Annotated in this window: 10 protein-coding genes; 9 read left to right on the forward strand and 1 reads right to left on the reverse strand. The window is 49.6% G+C overall.

Going from position 1 to position 19,120, the window contains the following annotated elements:
• Window positions 1–114 precede the first annotated feature (114 nt).
• Complete coding sequence (locus H6629_15885) at window positions 115–4,281, reverse strand: DEAD/DEAH box helicase (GenBank protein ID MCB9069274.1); 4,167 nt, start codon at window positions 4,279–4,281, stop codon at window positions 115–117.
• Here H6629_15885 and H6629_15890 point away from each other — a divergent pair.
• The 9 genes from H6629_15890 (at window position 4,256) to uvrA (ending at window position 19,091) form a co-directional block, all read left to right on the forward strand.
• Complete coding sequence (locus H6629_15890) at window positions 4,256–4,501, forward strand: hypothetical protein (protein ID MCB9069275.1); 246 nt, start codon at window positions 4,256–4,258, stop codon at window positions 4,499–4,501. The genes H6629_15885 and H6629_15890 overlap by 26 nt on opposite strands.
• A 37-nt stretch (window positions 4,502–4,538) precedes the next feature.
• Complete coding sequence (locus H6629_15895) at window positions 4,539–5,888, forward strand: coproporphyrinogen III oxidase family protein (GenBank protein ID MCB9069276.1); 1,350 nt, start codon at window positions 4,539–4,541, stop codon at window positions 5,886–5,888.
• Window positions 5,854–9,108 carry a hypothetical protein gene (locus H6629_15900; protein ID MCB9069277.1) on the forward strand — a complete coding sequence of 1,085 codons (3,255 nt, stop codon included), beginning with the start codon at window positions 5,854–5,856 and terminating at the stop codon, window positions 9,106–9,108. Before H6629_15895 ends, H6629_15900 begins: the two co-directional genes overlap by 35 nt.
• A gap of 15 nt (window positions 9,109–9,123) precedes the next feature.
• The gene (locus H6629_15905; protein ID MCB9069278.1) at window positions 9,124–10,086 is read left to right on the forward strand and encodes a FecR domain-containing protein; all 963 of its coding nucleotides are present in this window, start codon (window positions 9,124–9,126) and stop codon (window positions 10,084–10,086) included.
• Window positions 10,087–10,247: 161 nt separating this feature from the next.
• Window positions 10,248–11,117, forward strand: coding sequence for a glucose-1-phosphate thymidylyltransferase RfbA (gene rfbA, locus H6629_15910; GenBank protein ID MCB9069279.1), 870 nt, complete (start codon window positions 10,248–10,250; stop codon window positions 11,115–11,117).
• A 126-nt stretch (window positions 11,118–11,243) separates the two neighbouring features.
• Window positions 11,244–12,953 carry a T9SS type A sorting domain-containing protein gene (locus tag H6629_15915; protein MCB9069280.1) on the forward strand — a complete coding sequence of 570 codons (1,710 nt, stop codon included), beginning with the start codon at window positions 11,244–11,246 and terminating at the stop codon, window positions 12,951–12,953.
• A gap of 3 nt (window positions 12,954–12,956) precedes the next feature.
• Window positions 12,957–14,474: a DUF92 domain-containing protein gene (locus H6629_15920; GenBank protein ID MCB9069281.1), complete on the forward strand. Its 1,518-nt coding sequence runs from the start codon at window positions 12,957–12,959 to the stop codon at window positions 14,472–14,474.
• 24 nt (window positions 14,475–14,498) lie between these two features.
• Entirely contained in the window at window positions 14,499–15,989 is a 1,491-nt protein-coding gene (locus tag H6629_15925; protein ID MCB9069282.1) for a hypothetical protein, read from the forward strand.
• 213 nt (window positions 15,990–16,202) lie between these two features.
• Window positions 16,203–19,091, forward strand: coding sequence for an excinuclease ABC subunit UvrA (gene uvrA, locus H6629_15930; GenBank protein MCB9069283.1), 2,889 nt, complete (start codon window positions 16,203–16,205; stop codon window positions 19,089–19,091).
• Window positions 19,092–19,120 lie beyond the last annotated feature (29 nt).

The raw sequence follows: 19,120 nt of genomic DNA on the forward strand, positions 1-19,120 counted from the left end.
TGGGCATTTTCCGGATTCTCCGCAGCGTTTCTGGATCAATTGAATGCGAACCCCGAGCAAAGTCGATGGGTGGATGCTGATTTTGCATCGTTGGGGCACACCGTGCCCTGCAATTTACTGATCTTTCAAAATGTTCAACAAATCTTCGGCTGAGATTTTGCCGCTCACATCGGTGCCTTCGAGCAGGCTGTCCGCGAGATCTTTTTTGGTGTGGTGCAGCGCGATAATTTTTTCTTCGATCGTGTTTTTGGCAACCAGCCGGTAAACGGTCACCGGACGCTGTTGCCCGATCCGGTGGGAGCGATCCGACGCCTGATCTTCCACCGCCGGATTCCACCACGGATCGAGGTGAATCACATAATCCGCAGCGGTGAGGTTGAGTCCCATTCCGCCGGCGCGCAGGCTGATCAAAAACACATCGCCGTTGCCGGATTGGAAATTCCGGACAATTTCCTGGCGTTTGCGGGTGGGCGTGCTGCCGTCGAGGTATTGATAGGCAATCTGTTTGCTATCGAGATATTCCCGGATCACGGTGAGGTGATCGACAAACTGGCTGAACACCAGCGCTTTGTGGTTGTTATCCAGCAACTCGTCCAGCGTTTCCGCAAACAGCGCCAGCTTGGCGCTGCCGAGGGTGGTTTCCGGCACCACCAATCGCGGATGACAACAGGCGCGGCGCAATTTCATGATTTCCGCGAGAATCTGGAACCGGCGATCTTCCACCGGATTGTCGTTCGCCATAATATTTTCTACCGCGCGTTGGCGCAACGCTTCGTAAAATGCCTGCTCTTCATCGCTCAAATTGACGGTGAGAGTGATTTCCGTTTTGGGCGGCAGTTCGGACAGCACGTCGTTTTTCAGTCGCCGCAAAATGAACGGTTGCAACAAGCGCTTCAGCCGGCCTTTGGCTTCGGAATCTTGAAATTTTTCGATCGGTGCGGCATATTTTTCGTTGAATTTTTTGAGCGAACCGAGCAACCCCGGATTGATAAAGCGGAACAGGTTCCACAATTCGCCGAGGTGATTTTCCACCGGCGTTCCGGTGGTGATCATCTTGAATTCGCCATTGAGCTGCATGGCTGCCTGTGAGCGTTTGGTGGCGGCGTTTTTGATGGACTGGGCTTCGTCCAGCACAATGGTTTGCCATTTGACCTGCGCCAATCGCTCGATTTCATACGGCAGCAATCCGTAGCTGCACACCAGCAAATCGAACGGGCCGATATTCCGGATGGTTTCTTCGCGATCAGTTGCGCCCAAAAATACCGGGTTGAGGGTCGGGGAAAAACGCTGTGCTTCGCTGATCCAGTTGGATGTCACGCTGGCCGGTGCGATCACCAGTGTCGGTCCGTCGTTCGCTCGCTCGATAATTGCGGCGAGCGCCTGAACGGTTTTGCCCAACCCCATATCGTCCGCAAGGCAGGCACCAACGCCCCATTTTGCCAATCGCGAGAGCCACTGGAAGCCTTCCAACTGGTAATCGCGGAGCACAGCTTGCAGGGTTGAGGGCGGTTTCGGCGAATGATTTTCTGCATTTTTAATGCGCTCAACCGCCGCATTCCATTCCGCATCACCGGAAAATTTGCCAATTTCCCCGGCAAAAGCATCGATGATCGGTGCCATCAGTGGATGAAATCGTGCACCGTTTTTGGTGCTGTCGCTGAACGTTCGCAAATCTTCCAACTGACGCCGGAACTGTTTGGACAGCGCGATAAAATGCCCCTCGCTCAACTCCACAAACCTGCCGGAGCTATGTTGCAGCAGATCCAGCAATTGTTTGATCTGGATGACCGTATGATCATCTACCTTCAATTCGCCCTGCAGTTCGAACCAGTCGTTTTCGCGCTGGACACGCAGATACAATTGTTGCGGGGAAATCTGCCGGTAAATTTTCAGCTTTTCGCCTTCCGGCCACTCGATGATGGTTTCATCGCGAACATTTTCCATTTCCGAAAGCGCCTCCAAACAATCCTCCGGCGTCTGGAATCGCCAGTCGTAACTGCCATCGTGAGTGACCAGCAAAAACGGGCATTTTTTGAGCACATCGTGGGCTTTGTCTTTTTCCAATTTGAGATCGCGGCGGGTTTGCTGGCGTTTGCCGTCCACTTCTGCGATGATCTGTTCCGGTGATTTTCCCGGCTGAAAATACGGTCCGGATTTCCCGAATGGACGCACCAGCATATCCAACCGGAAACCGTCGCCGACGGGCAGCAGGTGAAGGTGAATCGTCGCATCGGAGCTGACAGATTCGATGGAGCCAAGCTCTCCCTCCACCGCAGAATGCACCGTCACCAAACGGGAAACATTCCCGACGGCTTCCATCAATTGCTCTTTGGCCGCTTCCGGTACCTGCAACTGTTTGCTGTTCAGAATATTCATGATATCGACATGCGATTGCTGAACGATCAGCAGCCGGAAACGCGTCGGCTCATCCTGTATAATTTTGACGCCAGCATGTTCAAATTTTTCCGCGAATTTGAGGGCGTATCCGCGATCCTTTTTTTCCAGCACCAGCGTGGGTTCGGATTTCACCAGCTCGACCGGCGTTTTTGGTGATTCTTCCAAAAACAACAGCGGATGTCCAACCAGCTCCGATAGTGCTTTGGGCACATCAAAATAATATTGAACGCTGCCGTAATAGCGCTCCTCACGAAAAATATGCTGGGCAACCCGGCGATCCTGATCGGTCATCCCATCGACATCAGATTCCATTAGCCGGCGCAGCGCCACATTTCTACCGGTGGACCAACTGCCGCTTTTGTTGAGTTTTTGCTCTTTGGGCTGGATAATTGCGGTGTCCATATTTTTGGGAAAAGCGAGCAGCCAAACCAGTCGCGTATCCACCGTTTTTGCGGTCACCGTTTGGCCGCCGTATCCGGCGAGCATTTCCAGCACGCGCTCCCACGGCTCCTGATTGCCAACCAGTTTGTGCATCGGCTTTATGCCGATCTGTTCTGCCAGATCCAGCGATTCCTGATAATTGGGCGAATCCGGCTCCAACCGGCTGAGCATCCCGGCAAATTCGACTTCCAGCCAGCGATACCCGAAGCGTTTGGCGCGGCGGTAGCCGCCCTCCAGCATATCGCGACCGTGTTTCAAAAATTCCGGAAAATACCAATTGCTCACCAACGCAGAAAACAACCCGTTCAGCGTATCGGATGGCTCTTTGAGCATGAACCATAAATTTTCCTGTCCGCTGCTCATTTTAGCATGCAGCACATCCCCGACGATATCGAGCGCACGGTATGCCTGAAGATAATGCACATCAATTTTTATCTCGGTTCGCACCTGATTGCGAATGGTATCCGCATGGTTTTGGGGTTTGGCTTTCAATAGTGCCAGTGGATAAAAAATACCGGAAAAATGGTTGATCGCTGCTGTTCGTTTCCGGCTGCCGGCCAGTGTTTCATTGAAAAAATTTTGATAAGCTTGCACTGAGTCCGCGTATTTTCCTTTGGCAAATAATATCATCCCGGTGCAGGCGTGATGAATCGGATATTCCGATTTTAATGGCTCAATGATCGTTTCGGCAACATCCGGATTGCCATACAGCATTTCGGTGATAAACAACATCAACCGGTAATTAATTACGGGCGTATTTTTGCTCGGATGGGCAATTGCCTGTCGCATAAAATCGACGTAAATGGATAAATTGCCTAAATTTAGCAAGGTTGAATAAAACAGATGGTTCATCGCAAACCGCTGGATTTCCAGCTTTCGGGTTGCAAACCAGTTTGCCCTAAACGGGCTGTCGAACACTTCGGAAATGACATTCGATTCTCTGATCGGATCCATCCCGTTCCGAAAACATTTCTGAAGCAGTTCGTTAAATAAATTAAAATTATTGGTGTAAAATGCCAGCCGGATATCCCGCAGGGCAAAGCGAAGGCTTTGCGATTGCGAATGAATGACGTACCCGGATTCCCTGAATGCCGGCAGCAAATGGCGGATTTGCTCGGCCATTTCGCTAAACTTTTCGATATCGCTCAGCTTTTCCTGAAAAATATAGTTGGCAATCAGCGGGTTGCAAGCCACCTCTTTACGATTGGCATTCACCGCTGTTTCAACCAGCAGCTCTTTGGCAATCAGGTTGTCGATATACGGCTTGAGATATGTTGTGGTTAACTTTTTGCCGCCATCGCTTTGGACGCCCGCAGCTTCGAGAAGTTTTAAAATATCTGTCCGGTTCTGGAATTCTTTTGTCAGCGACAGATAATCGACAATCAAACGTTCGGTTACGGTACTGGATTTATAAAGGTTGAGCAGTTTTTCAGATGTTGACATTGCGGCGACTCCGTTTGAAAAAACAAAACAGTGGAAAAAAGGCGATGAAATGTTAAAAATACCAAACCGTGAATGTACGGACGGATTGGCTCGATTTCAAGGTGAACTTGGGGATAAACAGCTGCTTTTAAGTGATTTCAAAAACTTTTTGAAAAGTACCGGTATTTTTGTGGCGAATTTGAAACATCGCTGGACATCCACCGTGAAAAGAGTATATTAAACTACCGTTCACTTTTTTAACTGATGAGGAATTTTGCATGAGTGACAGCACACCAACACCGCTACCGGATCCGGCAACCAAACCGCAGGAAAAAAAATCAACTGAAATCGGCAGCGTATTTGTCTCCAATTATCCGCCATATTCATTCTGGAATACGGATGATGTTTCCGAAGCGCACCGGGTTTTGCGCGAACCCGCCAAACCGGACACGCCGCTGGGGTTGTACATGCACATTCCTTTTTGCAGAAAACGCTGCAAATTTTGTTATTTTAAAGTTTACACCGGAAAAAATGCCCGCGATGTGGAAACATATCTCGATGCGCTTGCTCGCGAAATTGAACTGTTCGGCACGATGCCGGCAGCGCAAAACCGTCCGGTCAGCTTTGTTTATTTTGGCGGCGGCACGCCGTCTTTTATCAGCGTAAAACATTTGCAGGAATTGGTGTCGCGCGTAAAGGATGTATTCCCGTGGGATAAAGCAGAAGAAGTCGCGTTTGAATGTGAACCCGGAACGCTTACCGAATCGAAGCTGAACGCCATCCGCGACATTGGCGTTACGCGGTTGAGCCTCGGTGTCGAGCACTTCAACGATGATATTTTGAAAGAAAACGGCCGGGCGCATTTGTCGCACGAAATTTACCGGGTGTGGCCATGGGTGAAAGCGCTCGATTTCGCGCAGGTGAATATCGATCTCATCGCCGGAATGGTCGGCGAAACCTGGGACACCTGGAAATTTGCGGTGGACGAAGCCATCAAATTCGAACCGGACAGCATCACGATTTATCAACTGGAATTGCCGTTTAACGCGGTGTATTCCGAGCACATTCGCCACGGCGAGCAGATTAACGTTGCCGACTGGAAAACCAAACGCGCCTGGCATAAATATGCCATCGATCAACTGTCCGCTGCGGGATACGATGTTTCCAGTGGATACACAATGGTGCGCAAATCGGGCAAAACCCAAAAATTTGTCTATCGCGATGCCCTGTGGCGCGGTGCGGATATGGTTGCAGCGGGCGTGGCGTCATTTTCCCACATGAGCGGTGTGCATTTTCAAAACGCCAGCCATTGGGATACCTATCTCGAAAAAGTGGGTCAAAATGAACTGCCGATTTCCAGAGCATTTTCCACCGACAGCCGTGAACAGTTGATCCGCGAAATGATTTTGCAATTGAAATTGGGGCGGGTTCCCACATCTTATTTCCGGCAGAAATTTGGCGTGAATATTTTGCAGGAATTTTCCCGCCAATTCAGCGAACTGCGGGCAAATGGCATGTTGGATTTCGATGATCAATTGATTACTTTAAGCCAAAATGGACTGCTTCAAGTTGATCAACTTCTGCCGGAATTTTATGATGAACATTATCGAAATTCCCGATACACCTGATCATCGCGGTGCCTCAACCGGCGCGTTCCGGCGATGGATCATCATTTTTTTGCTGCTGTTTTGCGCTGCTATTTTCGCAAAACCGTATTCTGCCAACCCGTTGAAATTTAAAAAGTTAGCGCAGGAAAGCGCATTGACTGCCAGTGTGATTTATCAGGTGTTTCAGGATCGCAAAGGATTTATCTGGCTGGCAACCCAGTACGGACTCGCCAAATACGACGGCTACACCGTCACTAATTTTACCCACATTCCCGGCGATACCACCACCATTTCCGACAACACCGTCCGCGCCATTTGCGAAGATGCCAGCGGCAATTTGTGGATCGGCACTTCAGATGGACTAAACCTGTTGGCGATCACACCGGCGCAGCAGCGCGGTCAATCCGGGCACCGTTTTATCCGCTTCCGGCATTCACCGGACGACAGTTTGACGCTGTGCAACAGCGATATTCGCTCGCTGGCGGCTGGCGCTGATGGCGCATTGTGGGTGGGCACGGTGGAAGGGCTGAACCGCATGTTCAGCGATACGCTCGCCAATGGCGAAGTTGTGCACCGGATTCAACGCATTCACAAACCGGCGGTGTTCGCCAACGGCTACATCACCGAAATGGTGCAGGATCATTTGCACAAAAATATTATGTGGGCCGGGACACTCGGAAAAGGGCTGCATCGCATCGACGCAAATGATTTGGCGGTTCTGGCCTTCTCAAAAAATGATACAACAGCAATGCCGATCAGCAGCGATTACATTATTTCTCTGTATCAATCGCCGGAAGGGTTGCTGTGGATCGGCACATATCGCGGCGGGTTGAATGTGTTCGATCCGCAAACCGGACACAGCGTTCAGTACCGTTTCGACGAAAATGACCCGAACAGTCTGCCGGATGACCGCATTTACGGCATTGCGCACGATGCGGAAAACCGGCTGTGGATCGGCACTTTTGGCGGTGGCGTCGCTTGCCTGAGCAACCCGATCCGCGAATTGCCGACCGGAAACCAGTCGCGTATCGACGGACATTTCATCCGTTACCAAAGCAACTCGCGCGATCCGCAAGCGCTCACCAACGATTTCGTGCGCCATTTGATGATCGACCGATCGGAGAATATGTGGGTATCCACCAACCGCGATGTGAATGTTGCCGATCTGAAACCGCCCAAATTTTTGCACATCTCCCAAAACCCGTTTTCGGACAATACGCTGGGCGATAACAACGTGATTGCCATTTTGGAGGACCGTCAAAAACGATTGTGGATCGGGCATCACACCGGGCTGGATATGCAAACACCGGACGGCGTTTTCCACAATTATACAATTGATCACCGCAACCCACGAAGCCAGGGCGGATTTGTTTATGCGTTGGCAGAAGACCGTTTTGGCTACATCTGGATCGGCACATTTGGTGGTGGATTGCAGCGGATCGATCCATCAACCGGGGATTTTTTGTATGTGCCGCACGGTGAAAAAAACGGGCACGTGTACCCGGACAGCCGCATTGCGGACCTGATGTTCGACAGCCGGAAAAACTTATGGATTGCCTCACCGCTCGGATTGTATCTCCTGAATAATCAACAGCTTGCAGATGTGAAATTGAATCCGGAATCGTTGGAATTTGTGCGATTTACTACCGATTCCAGCGAAGGCGGAATGAGCGACAACCGGATTTCTACCATTTACGAAGATCGCAACGGGCGAATCTGGATCGGCACGGCAAACGGACTGAACCGGATGAATCCGGGCAATACATCGGTGGATCTGCACATCGATTACGTTCCGAAAAATCCGGAAAAAGGGCTCAGCCATCCCGGTGTGACATCCATTTTGCAGGACCCGAACGATGATCAGGTATTCTGGCTAGGTTCCGAAAACGGGCTAAACCGGCTGCGATTTTCCGGCGACCGCGTATCCGGTGTTCAACATTATTTTGATCGCGAGGGGTTGCCAAACAGCTTTATTTGCGATATTCTCGATGATACATCCGGCAATTTGTGGATCACTACCAACAAAGGCATGCTGCGGCTGAACCCGAGCGATACACTGATGCAAAACATCCGCACTTACGACACCGGCGATGGTTTGCAATCGGGCGAATTTACCATTCGCAGTGGATTTCGCAACGCTGCCGGCGAGCTTTTTTTCGGTGGAATTAACGGATTCAACCGCTTTTTCCCGGATCGCGTGCAGGAGAATGTGCACATTCCATCGGTTGCGTTGACCGAGTACAAACAGCTAGGTGTCACCGTTTACGATGCGCTGGAATTATCGCGCATTTCCCATATCGATATCCCGTACGATGCCCGCTATTTTGAATTCACCTTTGCCGCGCTCGATTTCACCTATCCCAACGGCAACCGCTTTGCCTATTTTTTGGACGGCTTCGACAAAAACTGGTCGGAATCCGGGACGCGCCGTTTTGCCAGCTACACAAATATCGGTCCGGGAAAATATGTTTTCCGGCTGAAAGCGGCCAACAGCGACGGCGTCTGGAACGAAGCCGGATTGGCAATTCCCATCGTCATCCGTCCGCCGTTTTGGCAAACCTGGTGGTTCCGGCTGATTGCCGTTTTGGCAATTTTGGGCGTTCTCGCGCTGATTTATCAATATCGGGTGGAAAAATTGTTGGAATTGGAGCGCATGCGCGTTCGCATCGCCAGCGATCTGCACGACGATGTGGGTTCTTCGCTCACCAAAATTTCGCTGTATTCGGATTTGCTGCGGGAGGAAGTTGACGCCGAAAATCGCCAGACGCTGCTCTCGCGAATCAACAATCTCAGCCGGGAACTGGTGCTCACGATGAGCGATATCGTTTGGTCGATCGACTCCCGCAACGATACCATCGGCGACCTGCTCGACCGGATGCACGACTTTGCGATGAGTGCGCTTTCGCCGCGCCAAATAGCTGTTTCTTTTGATGTTGAATCGCTCGACGATGCCAAAAAGCTGCCGGTTGATATTCGTCAAAATTTGTATCTGGTGTTCAAAGAAGCCATCAACAATGTTGCCCGGCACAGCGGCGCAACCGAAGTCCGGGTGGCTTTGCACAACCGCCAGGGACGTTTCACGATGCAGGTTCACGATAACGGGCAGGGCATCGAATTAGCCAAAAAAAGCAGCGGTCACGGTTTGCGAAACATGCAAATGCGGGCCAATCGCATCGGCGGTGAACTGACCATCGCAAACAGCGACGGCACTACCATTCAACTGAACACAACCATGCTTTGAGAAAAATTTACGGGAATGAACGAAAAAAACAGACCACAATCATCCACTGAAGATCGCTCACAATCCGATGCCCAACTGCTCAATTTGATGCAAAACGGTAATTTTCAGGCGTTCCGGGCGCTGTTTTTGCGCCATGCACGCGGCATTTACGATTTGGCGCATACCCAAACCCAGTCGGACAGCGCGGCGCGTCACCTGCTGCAAATTGTTTTTGAGCGATTTTGGGACCGGCGCGGCGCAATTGCTCCCACCGATTCCGCTCGCGGATATTTGATGGAAATTGCCGACGACGTTTTCCCGGCGATTCCGGTAAATGTCAATCCTGAAGTGCGCGAAATTGCCGAAGATCCCGATATCGAAAAATTGTGGCAAAAATTCGAGAGCAGAATGAGCAGCGCCAGCCGCAATCAGCCCTCCGGCAGCGAATTCTCCCGGGCGTTCCGGCGATTCAGCAGCCGCATTTTGCCGCAGCGACGCTTTCGCCCAACCTATTTATCAATGGTTATTGTCATGTTTGCCATGCTGGTGATTTATGCCTGGTTCAAAAATCACGAGATGAGCGGCATCACCGAAATCCGCACCAAAACCGGCGAAACACTCGAACGAAAGTTGCCGGACGGATCGAAAACGACCGTCAACGAACAGTCGAAACTGCGATTTGCCAATCGCTTCAGCGATTCGTTGCGGGTGGTATTTCTCACCGGCGAAGCGACATTTACCGGCATTCCCGAAAATAATCGCGCGTTTGCCATTGTTACCAACGAGGCCGCTGCAACCTTGTTTGGCACCGATACCACCATTTTTAGCGTCGCCAGCCGCGATAGCGTCACCACCGTAACCGTGCAACGAGGATTTGTGGCGTTTCGCGCGATTCGCGACAGCGCCGGACCGGAAATCTACATTTCGGCGGGAAATGCCGCAACCTGCCGATTCAATCACGATCCGGTTGCGTTCACAGCAGATACAACTGGGCTGTAACACATTGGATTTTTTGTTTTTTACCTATTTTTCTGCGGTTATATTTGGCAATTGTAATATTCAAAACACAAGAATTTTTACATTGGGAAACGGTCGCGAAGATTCCGTTTCCTGCACAGGCTATACGCATTTTCGATGAACATTCAATTTGAGGGAGACCAATGAAAGGGATCGTTTTAGCCGGTGGTTCCGGCACGCGACTGTATCCGATTACCCGTGTGGTCAGCAAACAATTGCTGCCTGTTTACGACAAACCGATGATTTATTACCCGCTCTCCGTGCTGATGCTGGCCGGTATCCGCGAAATTTTGATCATTTCCACACCGGAAGATTTGCCGCGTTTCCGCGATTTGCTCGGCGACGGATCGCAACTCGGTCTGTCATTTGAATATGTGGTGCAACCACGACCGGAAGGGCTGGCGCAGGCGTTTATCCTCGGAAAACCGTTTATCGGCAACGATTCCGTTTGCCTCATTTTAGGGGATAACATCTTTTATGGCCACGATTTACAGAAAATTTTCAAACGCTGTGCAACACTGGATGACGGCGGCATTGTTTTCGGATATCTGGTGAAAGATCCGGAGCGATACGGCGTTGTTTCATTTGACAAAGACGGCAACGTGCTGAATATCGAGGAAAAACCGCAGCAGCCGAAATCCAAATACGCTGTGCCGGGGTTGTATTTTTACGATAACAACGTTATCGAAATTGCCGAAAATCTGGCACCTTCCCCGCGCGGCGAGCTGGAAATTACCGATGTGAACAAGGCGTATCTGAAAGCCGGAAAGCTGAAAGTGGAGTTGCTCGGGCGCGGATTTGCCTGGCTTGATACCGGCACACACGATTCGCTGTATCAGGCGTCCAATTACATTGAGGCAATCGAACAACGTCAGGGATTGAAAATCGCATGTCTGGAAGAAATTGCCTATCGCCAAAAATTTATCGATGCCAAACAACTGGCATTTTTGGCGAAGGATATGCTCAAAAATGAATACGGTAAATATTTGATGGACATTTTGAAAGAAGAATAAATCAGCATTTTTCGATGCAAACAGCGATCGCGATGGGTGACATTCGTCGCGCAGTCAATACACGGAAATAAAAAGTTAACAAAGCGGTTAGGGAACGAACCATCATCCAAACATGAGGGATTATAAATGAATTTCAACAATCGCATCATTTTGATGCTATTTGCACTGACCGGATTTGGCGCAGTGCTGGCGCAGCCGCAGATCCGTACATCGGCGGACACACTGAATTTTGAAACCCCGCGATACACATCCACCACAAAATATATGACCATTTTTAACGATGGTAATCAACCGTTGGACCTGTCGATTACCGATGCAGTGCCGAGCAGCGCTCTTCGTTTTTCGGGTGAAACCCGGCACATCGATGCGCAACAATCCCGCGATTTTATCGAAAAACTGGCGAACATCCGCTTCGATGCATCGGATGTTCAACGTCCTGATTATTCTGGAATTAGCGCATCGCCAAATGCGGTGCTCATCAGCGATTCAGCCAACGATTCCAATTTTCCGGGACTCGATCTCGTTTCTGTTGAATACAGCGAAGATTTCTTTTCATATATTTTCAAACTCACTTTTTCCGGAACACCGGATACCAATTCGGTAGCGGTCATTTCGGTGGACACCGATCAAAATATGGCAACCGGCAGTTTTCCCGCACCGCTGGGCTTTGGTCCGGTATTTTTTGATATCGGTTCGGAATACGAAATTATTTTTGATATCGGCGGGATTTTGAGCGACACATTGGGCATTCCACCGGCGGCAATCATTATCGCAGGCGGCGATACCACGCTCACGCCAATCGGAGTAACGATTCTCGCTTTCAGCGGAAACACCGTGACCGGCACATTTCTAAAATTGTTAACTCCAAATCTCGACCTTGATGACAACATGAATGCCGGGGCCATTACGTTGCCGTTGGGTACATTGGGCATCCCGGACTTTGCCCCAAATTACGGTCACGGTGGTGTTGGATCGGAATTGGGTGTCAGTTGGCTGGCGCAAAGTGATACTACCGGAAATTCGGCAACGCCGTTCACGGCGCAAATTGCAGCGGGCGGATCACTGGATATTGCGGTAAAACTTGCCGCCGTTGAGCCGGAAGGCAGCTATCCCGCGCAATTAAATATCAATAATAATAGCAGCAATCAACCCAATTTAGTTGTCCCGGTAAATGTTGCTATCGGTGGAATCGCTGCACCGGTTATCAGCGTTGTGCCGGAGATAATTACAGATACGCTGAAATTGAACGATCCGCCAAAAACCGTTGTTCTAAGCGTATTGAATTCGGGCAGCGGCTCGCTCACCTGTTTTATCGGCGATTCGCTCGGCGAGGGGGAAAGCTGGCTGAGTGTTGCCGATTTACCAATTTTTCAGGTCGAAAGCGGTGAAACACACGAAGTGCTGATCTCGCTGGTGCCGGACGGGTTGAACGTCGGTGCAACTTACAGCGGTGTGTTGTTTATCAATTCCAACGATCTGGATAACCCGCGCGTTGCGGTGCCGGTTCAATTGACCATCGAACCATCCACAGCTATCGCTGGTGAAACCATTTTTCCCGGTGAATTTGCGTTGCACACCAATTACCCAAATCCGTTCAATCCCGAAACCCACATTGGTTTCGATGTCGCTGAACCCGCAACGGTTGAGTTGGCGATTTTCAATTTACTCGGTCAAAAAGTGCGTACTTTATTCAACGGATTGCGTTCCGCCGGGCAGTTCAGCGAGGTTTGGGATGGGAAAAATGATGCTGGAATAATGGTCGGCAGCGGCGTTTATCTGGTTCGCTATCGCACGCCGCAGGGCAGTTTCAGCCGAAAAATAATGTTCGCCAGGTAGCCGATGAATGTCGCACATTCGATGGAACCGGTGCCGCCCGGCGATTGGCAGACAATCGGGCTGGCGTTTGTGGGAATTATGCTGCTGATCGGCGCGTCGGAAGGATTGCGCCGGTCACTCGGGTGGCCGGAAGAATTCACCCGGAAATTTGTGCATATTTTGGTTGGCGTGATGATGTTTTTCATCCCGATTTTGCTGGACACCGCGCTACCGATGGTGTTGATTGCACTGCTGTTTATCGTTGTAAATTTGGTCGCATTGCAAAAAGGACTGCTGAAAGGCATGCACGGCGCCCGGCATAGCTACGGCACCGTGTTTTATCCGCTTTCATTTTTGATACTGGTTGTGCTGTGCTGGCCGGAAAATATCGTTGTCATTATTGCGCCGATGATGGTGTTGGCACTCGGCGATGCCGCCGCCGCAATTGTCGGCGAAAGCCTCAAACAACCGCACGAATATGTGCTCATCCGCGACCGGAAATCGTTCGAAGGCTCGTTCACGATGTTTTTGGTGAGCGCCATCGTGATTTTTCTGGTACTCAACTTTTATCCCTTTCAGCCATTAAATGCCCTTTCCGGCGGCGATGTGTTGTGGTTTGCGCTGGTTGCCGGATTGCTCGTTACCGCAGCGGAAGCACTCAGCAGCAAAGGTAGCGACAATCTTTCGGTTCCGCTGAGCACCGCGCTGGTGCTGTATTTTTTCCTGAACCATTCACCGGACGAAAATTTGCGCTTTACGATTGGCGTAGCGTTGGGGTTGGTGGCAGCGCTCGTTTCGCTGAAACTGCGCTTTCTGTCCGAAAGCGGCGCCGTTGCCACATTTTTATTGGCCAGCATTATTTTCGGATTTGGCGGCTGGCGGTGGACCGTGCCGATTCTGACATTTTTTGTGTTGTCCAGCTTGCTGTCGAAAAGCGGCAAAGCGATCAAAAAACAGTTCGACCTCATTTTTGAAAAGGGGGACCGGCGCGATTGGGCACAGGTTGTCGCAAATGGCGGCATTGCCGGGATGTTGATGATCGCCTTTATGTTTTTCGGCGATAACCGTTTGTTTCTGCTATATTTGGCGTCGCTGGCTGCGGCAACAGCTGATTCGTGGGGAACGGAAATTGGGACTTTTTTTCGCTGGCAGCCGCGATTAATCACCAATTTTCGAACGGTGGAACCGGGAACATCCGGCGGCATAACACTACCGGGAACCGTTGGCGGCGGTATCGGTGCGTTTGTGATTGCGCTGAGCGGCTGGCTGGTTTTTCCGGAAATCGCCGGCGATTCGCCGCTATCATTTATAGCGATAATCACCGGTTGCGGCATTGCCGGGAGTTTATTGGACAGCATGCTCGGCGCAACGGTTCAATCGCAATTTCGCTGTCACATTTGCGGTAAAATTACCGAACGCACTTCGCACTGCGACGATTCGCCGACGGCGCTGATATCCGGTTTTCGCCGGATAAACAACGATTTGGTTAATATCTTGTGCAATGCATTCGCACCGCTGCTCTGCTGGTTTCTGATTCAATAATCAAAAAATGAAAACGATCAAGTGATGAAAAAACAATTATTTATCCTGCTATTTGGATTAACATTTTTGCTACTGTTCACCAGTTGCCAAAACGAATTGAGCCGAAGGTTGGACAGGCTTGCATTATGGGAAACCACCGCGCTCAAGCTGGAAAAACAGCAGGCATTGCTGTGGTGGTATTATTTTACCGAAAACCGCCCGATGCAATTGGCGGAATCGTTCGCGCTTCATCCTGAATTTACATCGCCGGATTCCATCCGTTTTGCCCGCGAAACACTGGCGATGATCACAGAAAATAAGTCGCAACAGGCGGCTTTGCGTCCACTGGTTCGTTATCTCGAACAAACCTATTTTCGCGCTCGCGCCGCTGCGGATTACGACAGAATTCGTCAATTGAATGACAGCAAATTTGTGGTGCCGGGAATAGGGGAGGTGCAATTTAGTGAAATCGGCAGATTGTTACCCACGTTGAATCCGGCGAAACAGCAGGCTGTATTGAAAGCTGCGTATCCAAATTCAGTAGCGATGGTTGCCATTCGCAATCACATGCGCACTGAACTGGCTGATGCTGCGGAGCAGCTGGGTTTTATTGATTTGAACGCCGCAATGGACAGCCTGTATTTTGCCGGCGGCACTCCGGATATTACGCCAAATCGATGGATTGTTCAAACGCAAACGGCATACGACAGCCTGTTCCGGGAACTGTTTTGGAACGAAAACACCCAAAATTTTACCGCAACAATTGAGGATTTGCTGCAGGTGATCCAACATCCCGGAATCAGTCGTGTGTTGAATGCGCAACAAATGTTATCCAGCGGAGAAAATTTGCTGCGCGGGTTGGGAATTCGGTTGAATCGCCAATCGGGGTTGACTGTCGATACACTCGAAAACCGCAACTTTTCCGGAAAAACGGTTGCGATCGAAATTCCGTCGGACATCCGTATGGTCGTTTCCCCCAATGCTGGATTACTTAGCTATGTTGAATATTATCAATCGCTTGGCAGCGTAGAATCTGTGTTGATGAATCAGGAACAGAATGCTATTTCGCGATACATTCGTAACCCGTGGCAGCAATCGCTGTCTGGTATTTTCGAACAACTGCTGCAGTCTCCGGTTTGGTTGGCTGCGAATTTTGACAGCTCGGAAATCGCGACGAATCAACTGCGCTCAACCGCCACATTCTGGGCATTTTGGCGATCACGCAGCCTTGCCATTGCTTTGGAATTAACGGAAATTTCTGACCCGAACAGCCAGATCGATAATTTCGCCAACCGCCTGCAAACGGTAATGCACTTTTCCGCCGATCGTGAAGCGTGTGCCTGGTTGCTGGCGCTCCAACCGTCATTTCCGGAGCTGGAATCCGGATTTTATCAAGCGGTTTTAGCACCGCAAATGTGCCGCAATTTGCAACAGGAATTCAGTGTACATTGGTTTGAAAACATCGAAGCTGGTAAAATGCTGAAGGACTTTTGGGCGAAAGGCAGTCAATTACAATTTTCAGATTTACCCCATTAACAGATTTTTTTTCTTGCCAGCAACATTCCCAAAATGTATATTTAGTGGACATTAATTCACTCCTTTGCTGCAACAGGTGTGATCCCAAAATGGATTTTCAGTGATCACACTGCAACAAACCACGTTTTTTTCCGGGAAGTGCAATCCTGTATTTTGATGAGTATATTGTCCGCGAATGTTGACGAAGGAACAAAAAAAACAAAATCTGGGCATATGAATAAAAAAGAATTTCTGATTGTAAAAGGTGCGCGTGAACATAATTTGCGCAATATTGATGTTTATATCCCGCGTGATAAATTTGTGGTGATCACCGGATTATCCGGTTCGGGAAAATCGAGCTTGGCATTCGATACAATTTATGCCGAAGGTCAGCGCCGGTATGTTGAATCGCTGAGCGCGTATGCCCGGCAATTTCTTGGCTTAATGGAAAAACCGGATGTGGACTATATCGACGGATTGTCGCCGGCAATTTCGATCGAACAGAAAACAACCCATCGCAATCCTCGCTCGACCGTTGGAACGGTCACGGAAATTTATGATTATTTGCGATTGCTATTCGCGCGAATCGGTCGGCCGCATTGTTACAATTGCGGTGAACCGATTCACCGGCAAACGTTGCAGGAAATTGTCGATGGTATCCTCGAACTGCCGGAAGGCGACCGGATTCAGATTTTGGCGCCGGTCGTTCGCGGCAGAAAAGGGGAATACCGGGAATTATTTGAAGAAATCAAACGCGAAGGTTTTCTGCGTGTCCGGGTGGATGGCGAGCTGCACAGCGTCGAAGATGAAATTACGCTCAACAAAAAAATCAAACATAATATTGAAGTTGTTATCGACCGCCTGAAAGTGTCTGAGAAAATACGGCAGCGATTGACGGAATCGGTTGAAGTTGCCCTCAAAATGGCCAGCGGACTCATGATTCTCGATCATGTGGATGCTGCGGAAGAACGGTTGTATAGTGAAAATTTCTCGTGTAAAAATTGCGGCATCAGTTACGAGGAAATCGAACCACGCATGTTTTCGTTCAACAGTCCGTATGGTGCCTGCCCGAATTGCGACGGGTTGGGCAGTAAGCTGGAAATCGATCCGCGAATGGTGGTGCCGAATCCCGATTTGAGTATCTCAAACGGCGCAGTCGAACCGCTCGGCGAGGAACGTGCCAGTTGGTATTTTGATATGGTCTCTGCGTTGTCGAAAGAATTTAAATTCAGCCTGCAAACCCCGTGGCGTGATTTGCCGGAAGAAGTTCGCCAAATTATTTTGTATGGCTCCGATGGCAAAAAAATCAATTTTAAATTTGAGCGCACACATTCCAAATTTGAATTTGCATCGCAATACGAAGGTGTGATCAACAATTTGTATCGCCGCTACCGGCAAACGGCTTCGCCGCATATCCGCAACTGGATCGAGGGATTTATGAATCCGATCCCGTGTTCGGAATGCAACGGAAGCCGTTTACGGAAAGAAACGTTGGGTGTTAAAATCAACGATCTCAATATTTCGGAAGTGACGTCAAAAAACATAAAAAATACCCACCGCTTTTTTGATTCGCTGAACTTGAATGAAACGGAACGCAAAATTGCCGGACAGGTGCTCAAGGAAATTAAGTCCCGATTGGAATTTTTGCTGAATGTCGGATTGGAATACCTTACGTTGGACCGGACAGCCGGCACGCTGTCCGGCGGCGAAGCGCAGCGAATCCGGCTGGCAACGCAAATCGGCAGCCAACTTGTCGGCGTTTTGTATGTGCTGGACGAACCGTCGATCGGTTTGCACCAGCGGGATAATTCCCGGTTGATCGAAACGTTGCATCGTTTGCGCGATCTCGGCAATACTGTTCTGGTTGTTGAACACGACCGGGAAACGATTGAACAATCAGATTATGTGATCGATCTGGGTCCGCATGCCGGAAAACACGGCGGTTTGGTTGTCGCTGCCGGAACACCGGCAGAAGTTGCCGAAGTTCCGGAATCCATTACCGGTCAATATTTGTCATTCAAAAAATATATCGATGTTCCGAAAAAACGCCGCAAAGGTAATGGAAAATCACTAAAATTAATCGGGGCGACTGGCAACAATCTCAAAAATGTGTCCGCAGAATTTCCGTTGGGAAAAATGATTTGCATTACCGGCGTTTCCGGTTCCGGCAAAAGCACGTTGATCAACGAAACGCTTTATCCGTTGTTAAGCGCGCATTTCCACCGCAGCAAAAAAATTCCCCTGGCATATGAAAAAGTTGAAGGATTGGAACATCTGGATAAAGTGATTGATATCGATCAATCGCCGATCGGACGGACCCCGCGATCGAATCCGGCAACATATACCGGCTTGTTTACCTTCATTCGCGATTTGTTCACCCAGTTGCCGGAAGCAAAAATTCGCGGCTACAAACCCGGCAGATTCAGTTTTAATGTAAAAGGCGGTCGCTGCAATGCCTGTGAGGGTGACGGTGTCAAAAAAATTGAGATGCACTTTCTGCCGGATGTCTACGTTACCTGTGAAGTGTGCAAAGGCAAGCGTTACAACCGGGAAACATTGGAAATCAAATATCGCGGAAAAAGCATTGCCGATGTGCTCAATTTGACGGTGGAAGATGCGCTCGAATTTTTCGATAAAATCCCCTCGCTGAAACGCAAATTGAAGACGCTTCACGATGTTGGTTTGGGATATATTCAATTGGGTCAGCGGGCGACCACGTTATCGGGCGGTGAGGCGCAGCGGGTAAAATTGGCGACGGAATTATCGCGAATGGGGACAGGACAGACCATTTATATTCTGGATGAGCCAACTACAGGATTGCATTTTGATGATGTGAAAATGTTGTTGGTTGTGCTAAACCGGTTGGTTGAAAAAGGGAATACGGTAATTGTCATCGAACATAATCTGGATGTCATCAAAACTGCGGACTGGATTATTGATCTCGGTCCGGAAGGAGGTGATGATGGTGGACAGATTATCGCAACCGGGACCCCGGAAGATTTAGCAAAAAATATTGTGTCATACACGGGACAATTTGTTAAAAAAGAACTCGACGATTGGGCAAAGTTCAAGAAAAAACAGTCAAAAGCCGAACCGGTAGCAATTGAAAACGAGACAGTTTAAAAGAAAACCGGTTTCTCTTTTTCGTTAGA

It is taken from the genome of Calditrichia bacterium (genome assembly GCA_020634975.1).
Classification (GTDB): Bacteria; Calditrichota; Calditrichia; order RBG-13-44-9; family J075; genus JACKAQ01.

Bases quoted from the DNA above. Each gene is read 5' to 3' on its own strand.
- H6629_15915 (MCB9069280.1), top strand. From the start codon at position 11,244: ATGAATTTCAACAATCGCATCATTTTGATGCTATTTGCACTGACCGGA.
- H6629_15905 (MCB9069278.1), top strand. From the start codon at position 9,124: ATGAACGAAAAAAACAGACCACAATCATCCACTGAAGATCGCTCACAA.
- H6629_15895 (MCB9069276.1), top strand. From the start codon at position 4,539: ATGAGTGACAGCACACCAACACCGCTACCGGATCCGGCAACCAAACCG.
- H6629_15885 (MCB9069274.1), bottom strand. From the start codon at position 4,281: ATGTCAACATCTGAAAAACTGCTCAACCTTTATAAATCCAGTACCGTA.
- rfbA (MCB9069279.1), top strand. From the start codon at position 10,248: ATGAAAGGGATCGTTTTAGCCGGTGGTTCCGGCACGCGACTGTATCCG.
- H6629_15920 (MCB9069281.1), top strand. From the start codon at position 12,957: ATGAATGTCGCACATTCGATGGAACCGGTGCCGCCCGGCGATTGGCAG.
- H6629_15900 (MCB9069277.1), top strand. From the start codon at position 5,854: ATGATGAACATTATCGAAATTCCCGATACACCTGATCATCGCGGTGCC.
- uvrA (MCB9069283.1), top strand. From the start codon at position 16,203: ATGAATAAAAAAGAATTTCTGATTGTAAAAGGTGCGCGTGAACATAAT.
- H6629_15925 (MCB9069282.1), top strand. From the start codon at position 14,499: ATGAAAAAACAATTATTTATCCTGCTATTTGGATTAACATTTTTGCTA.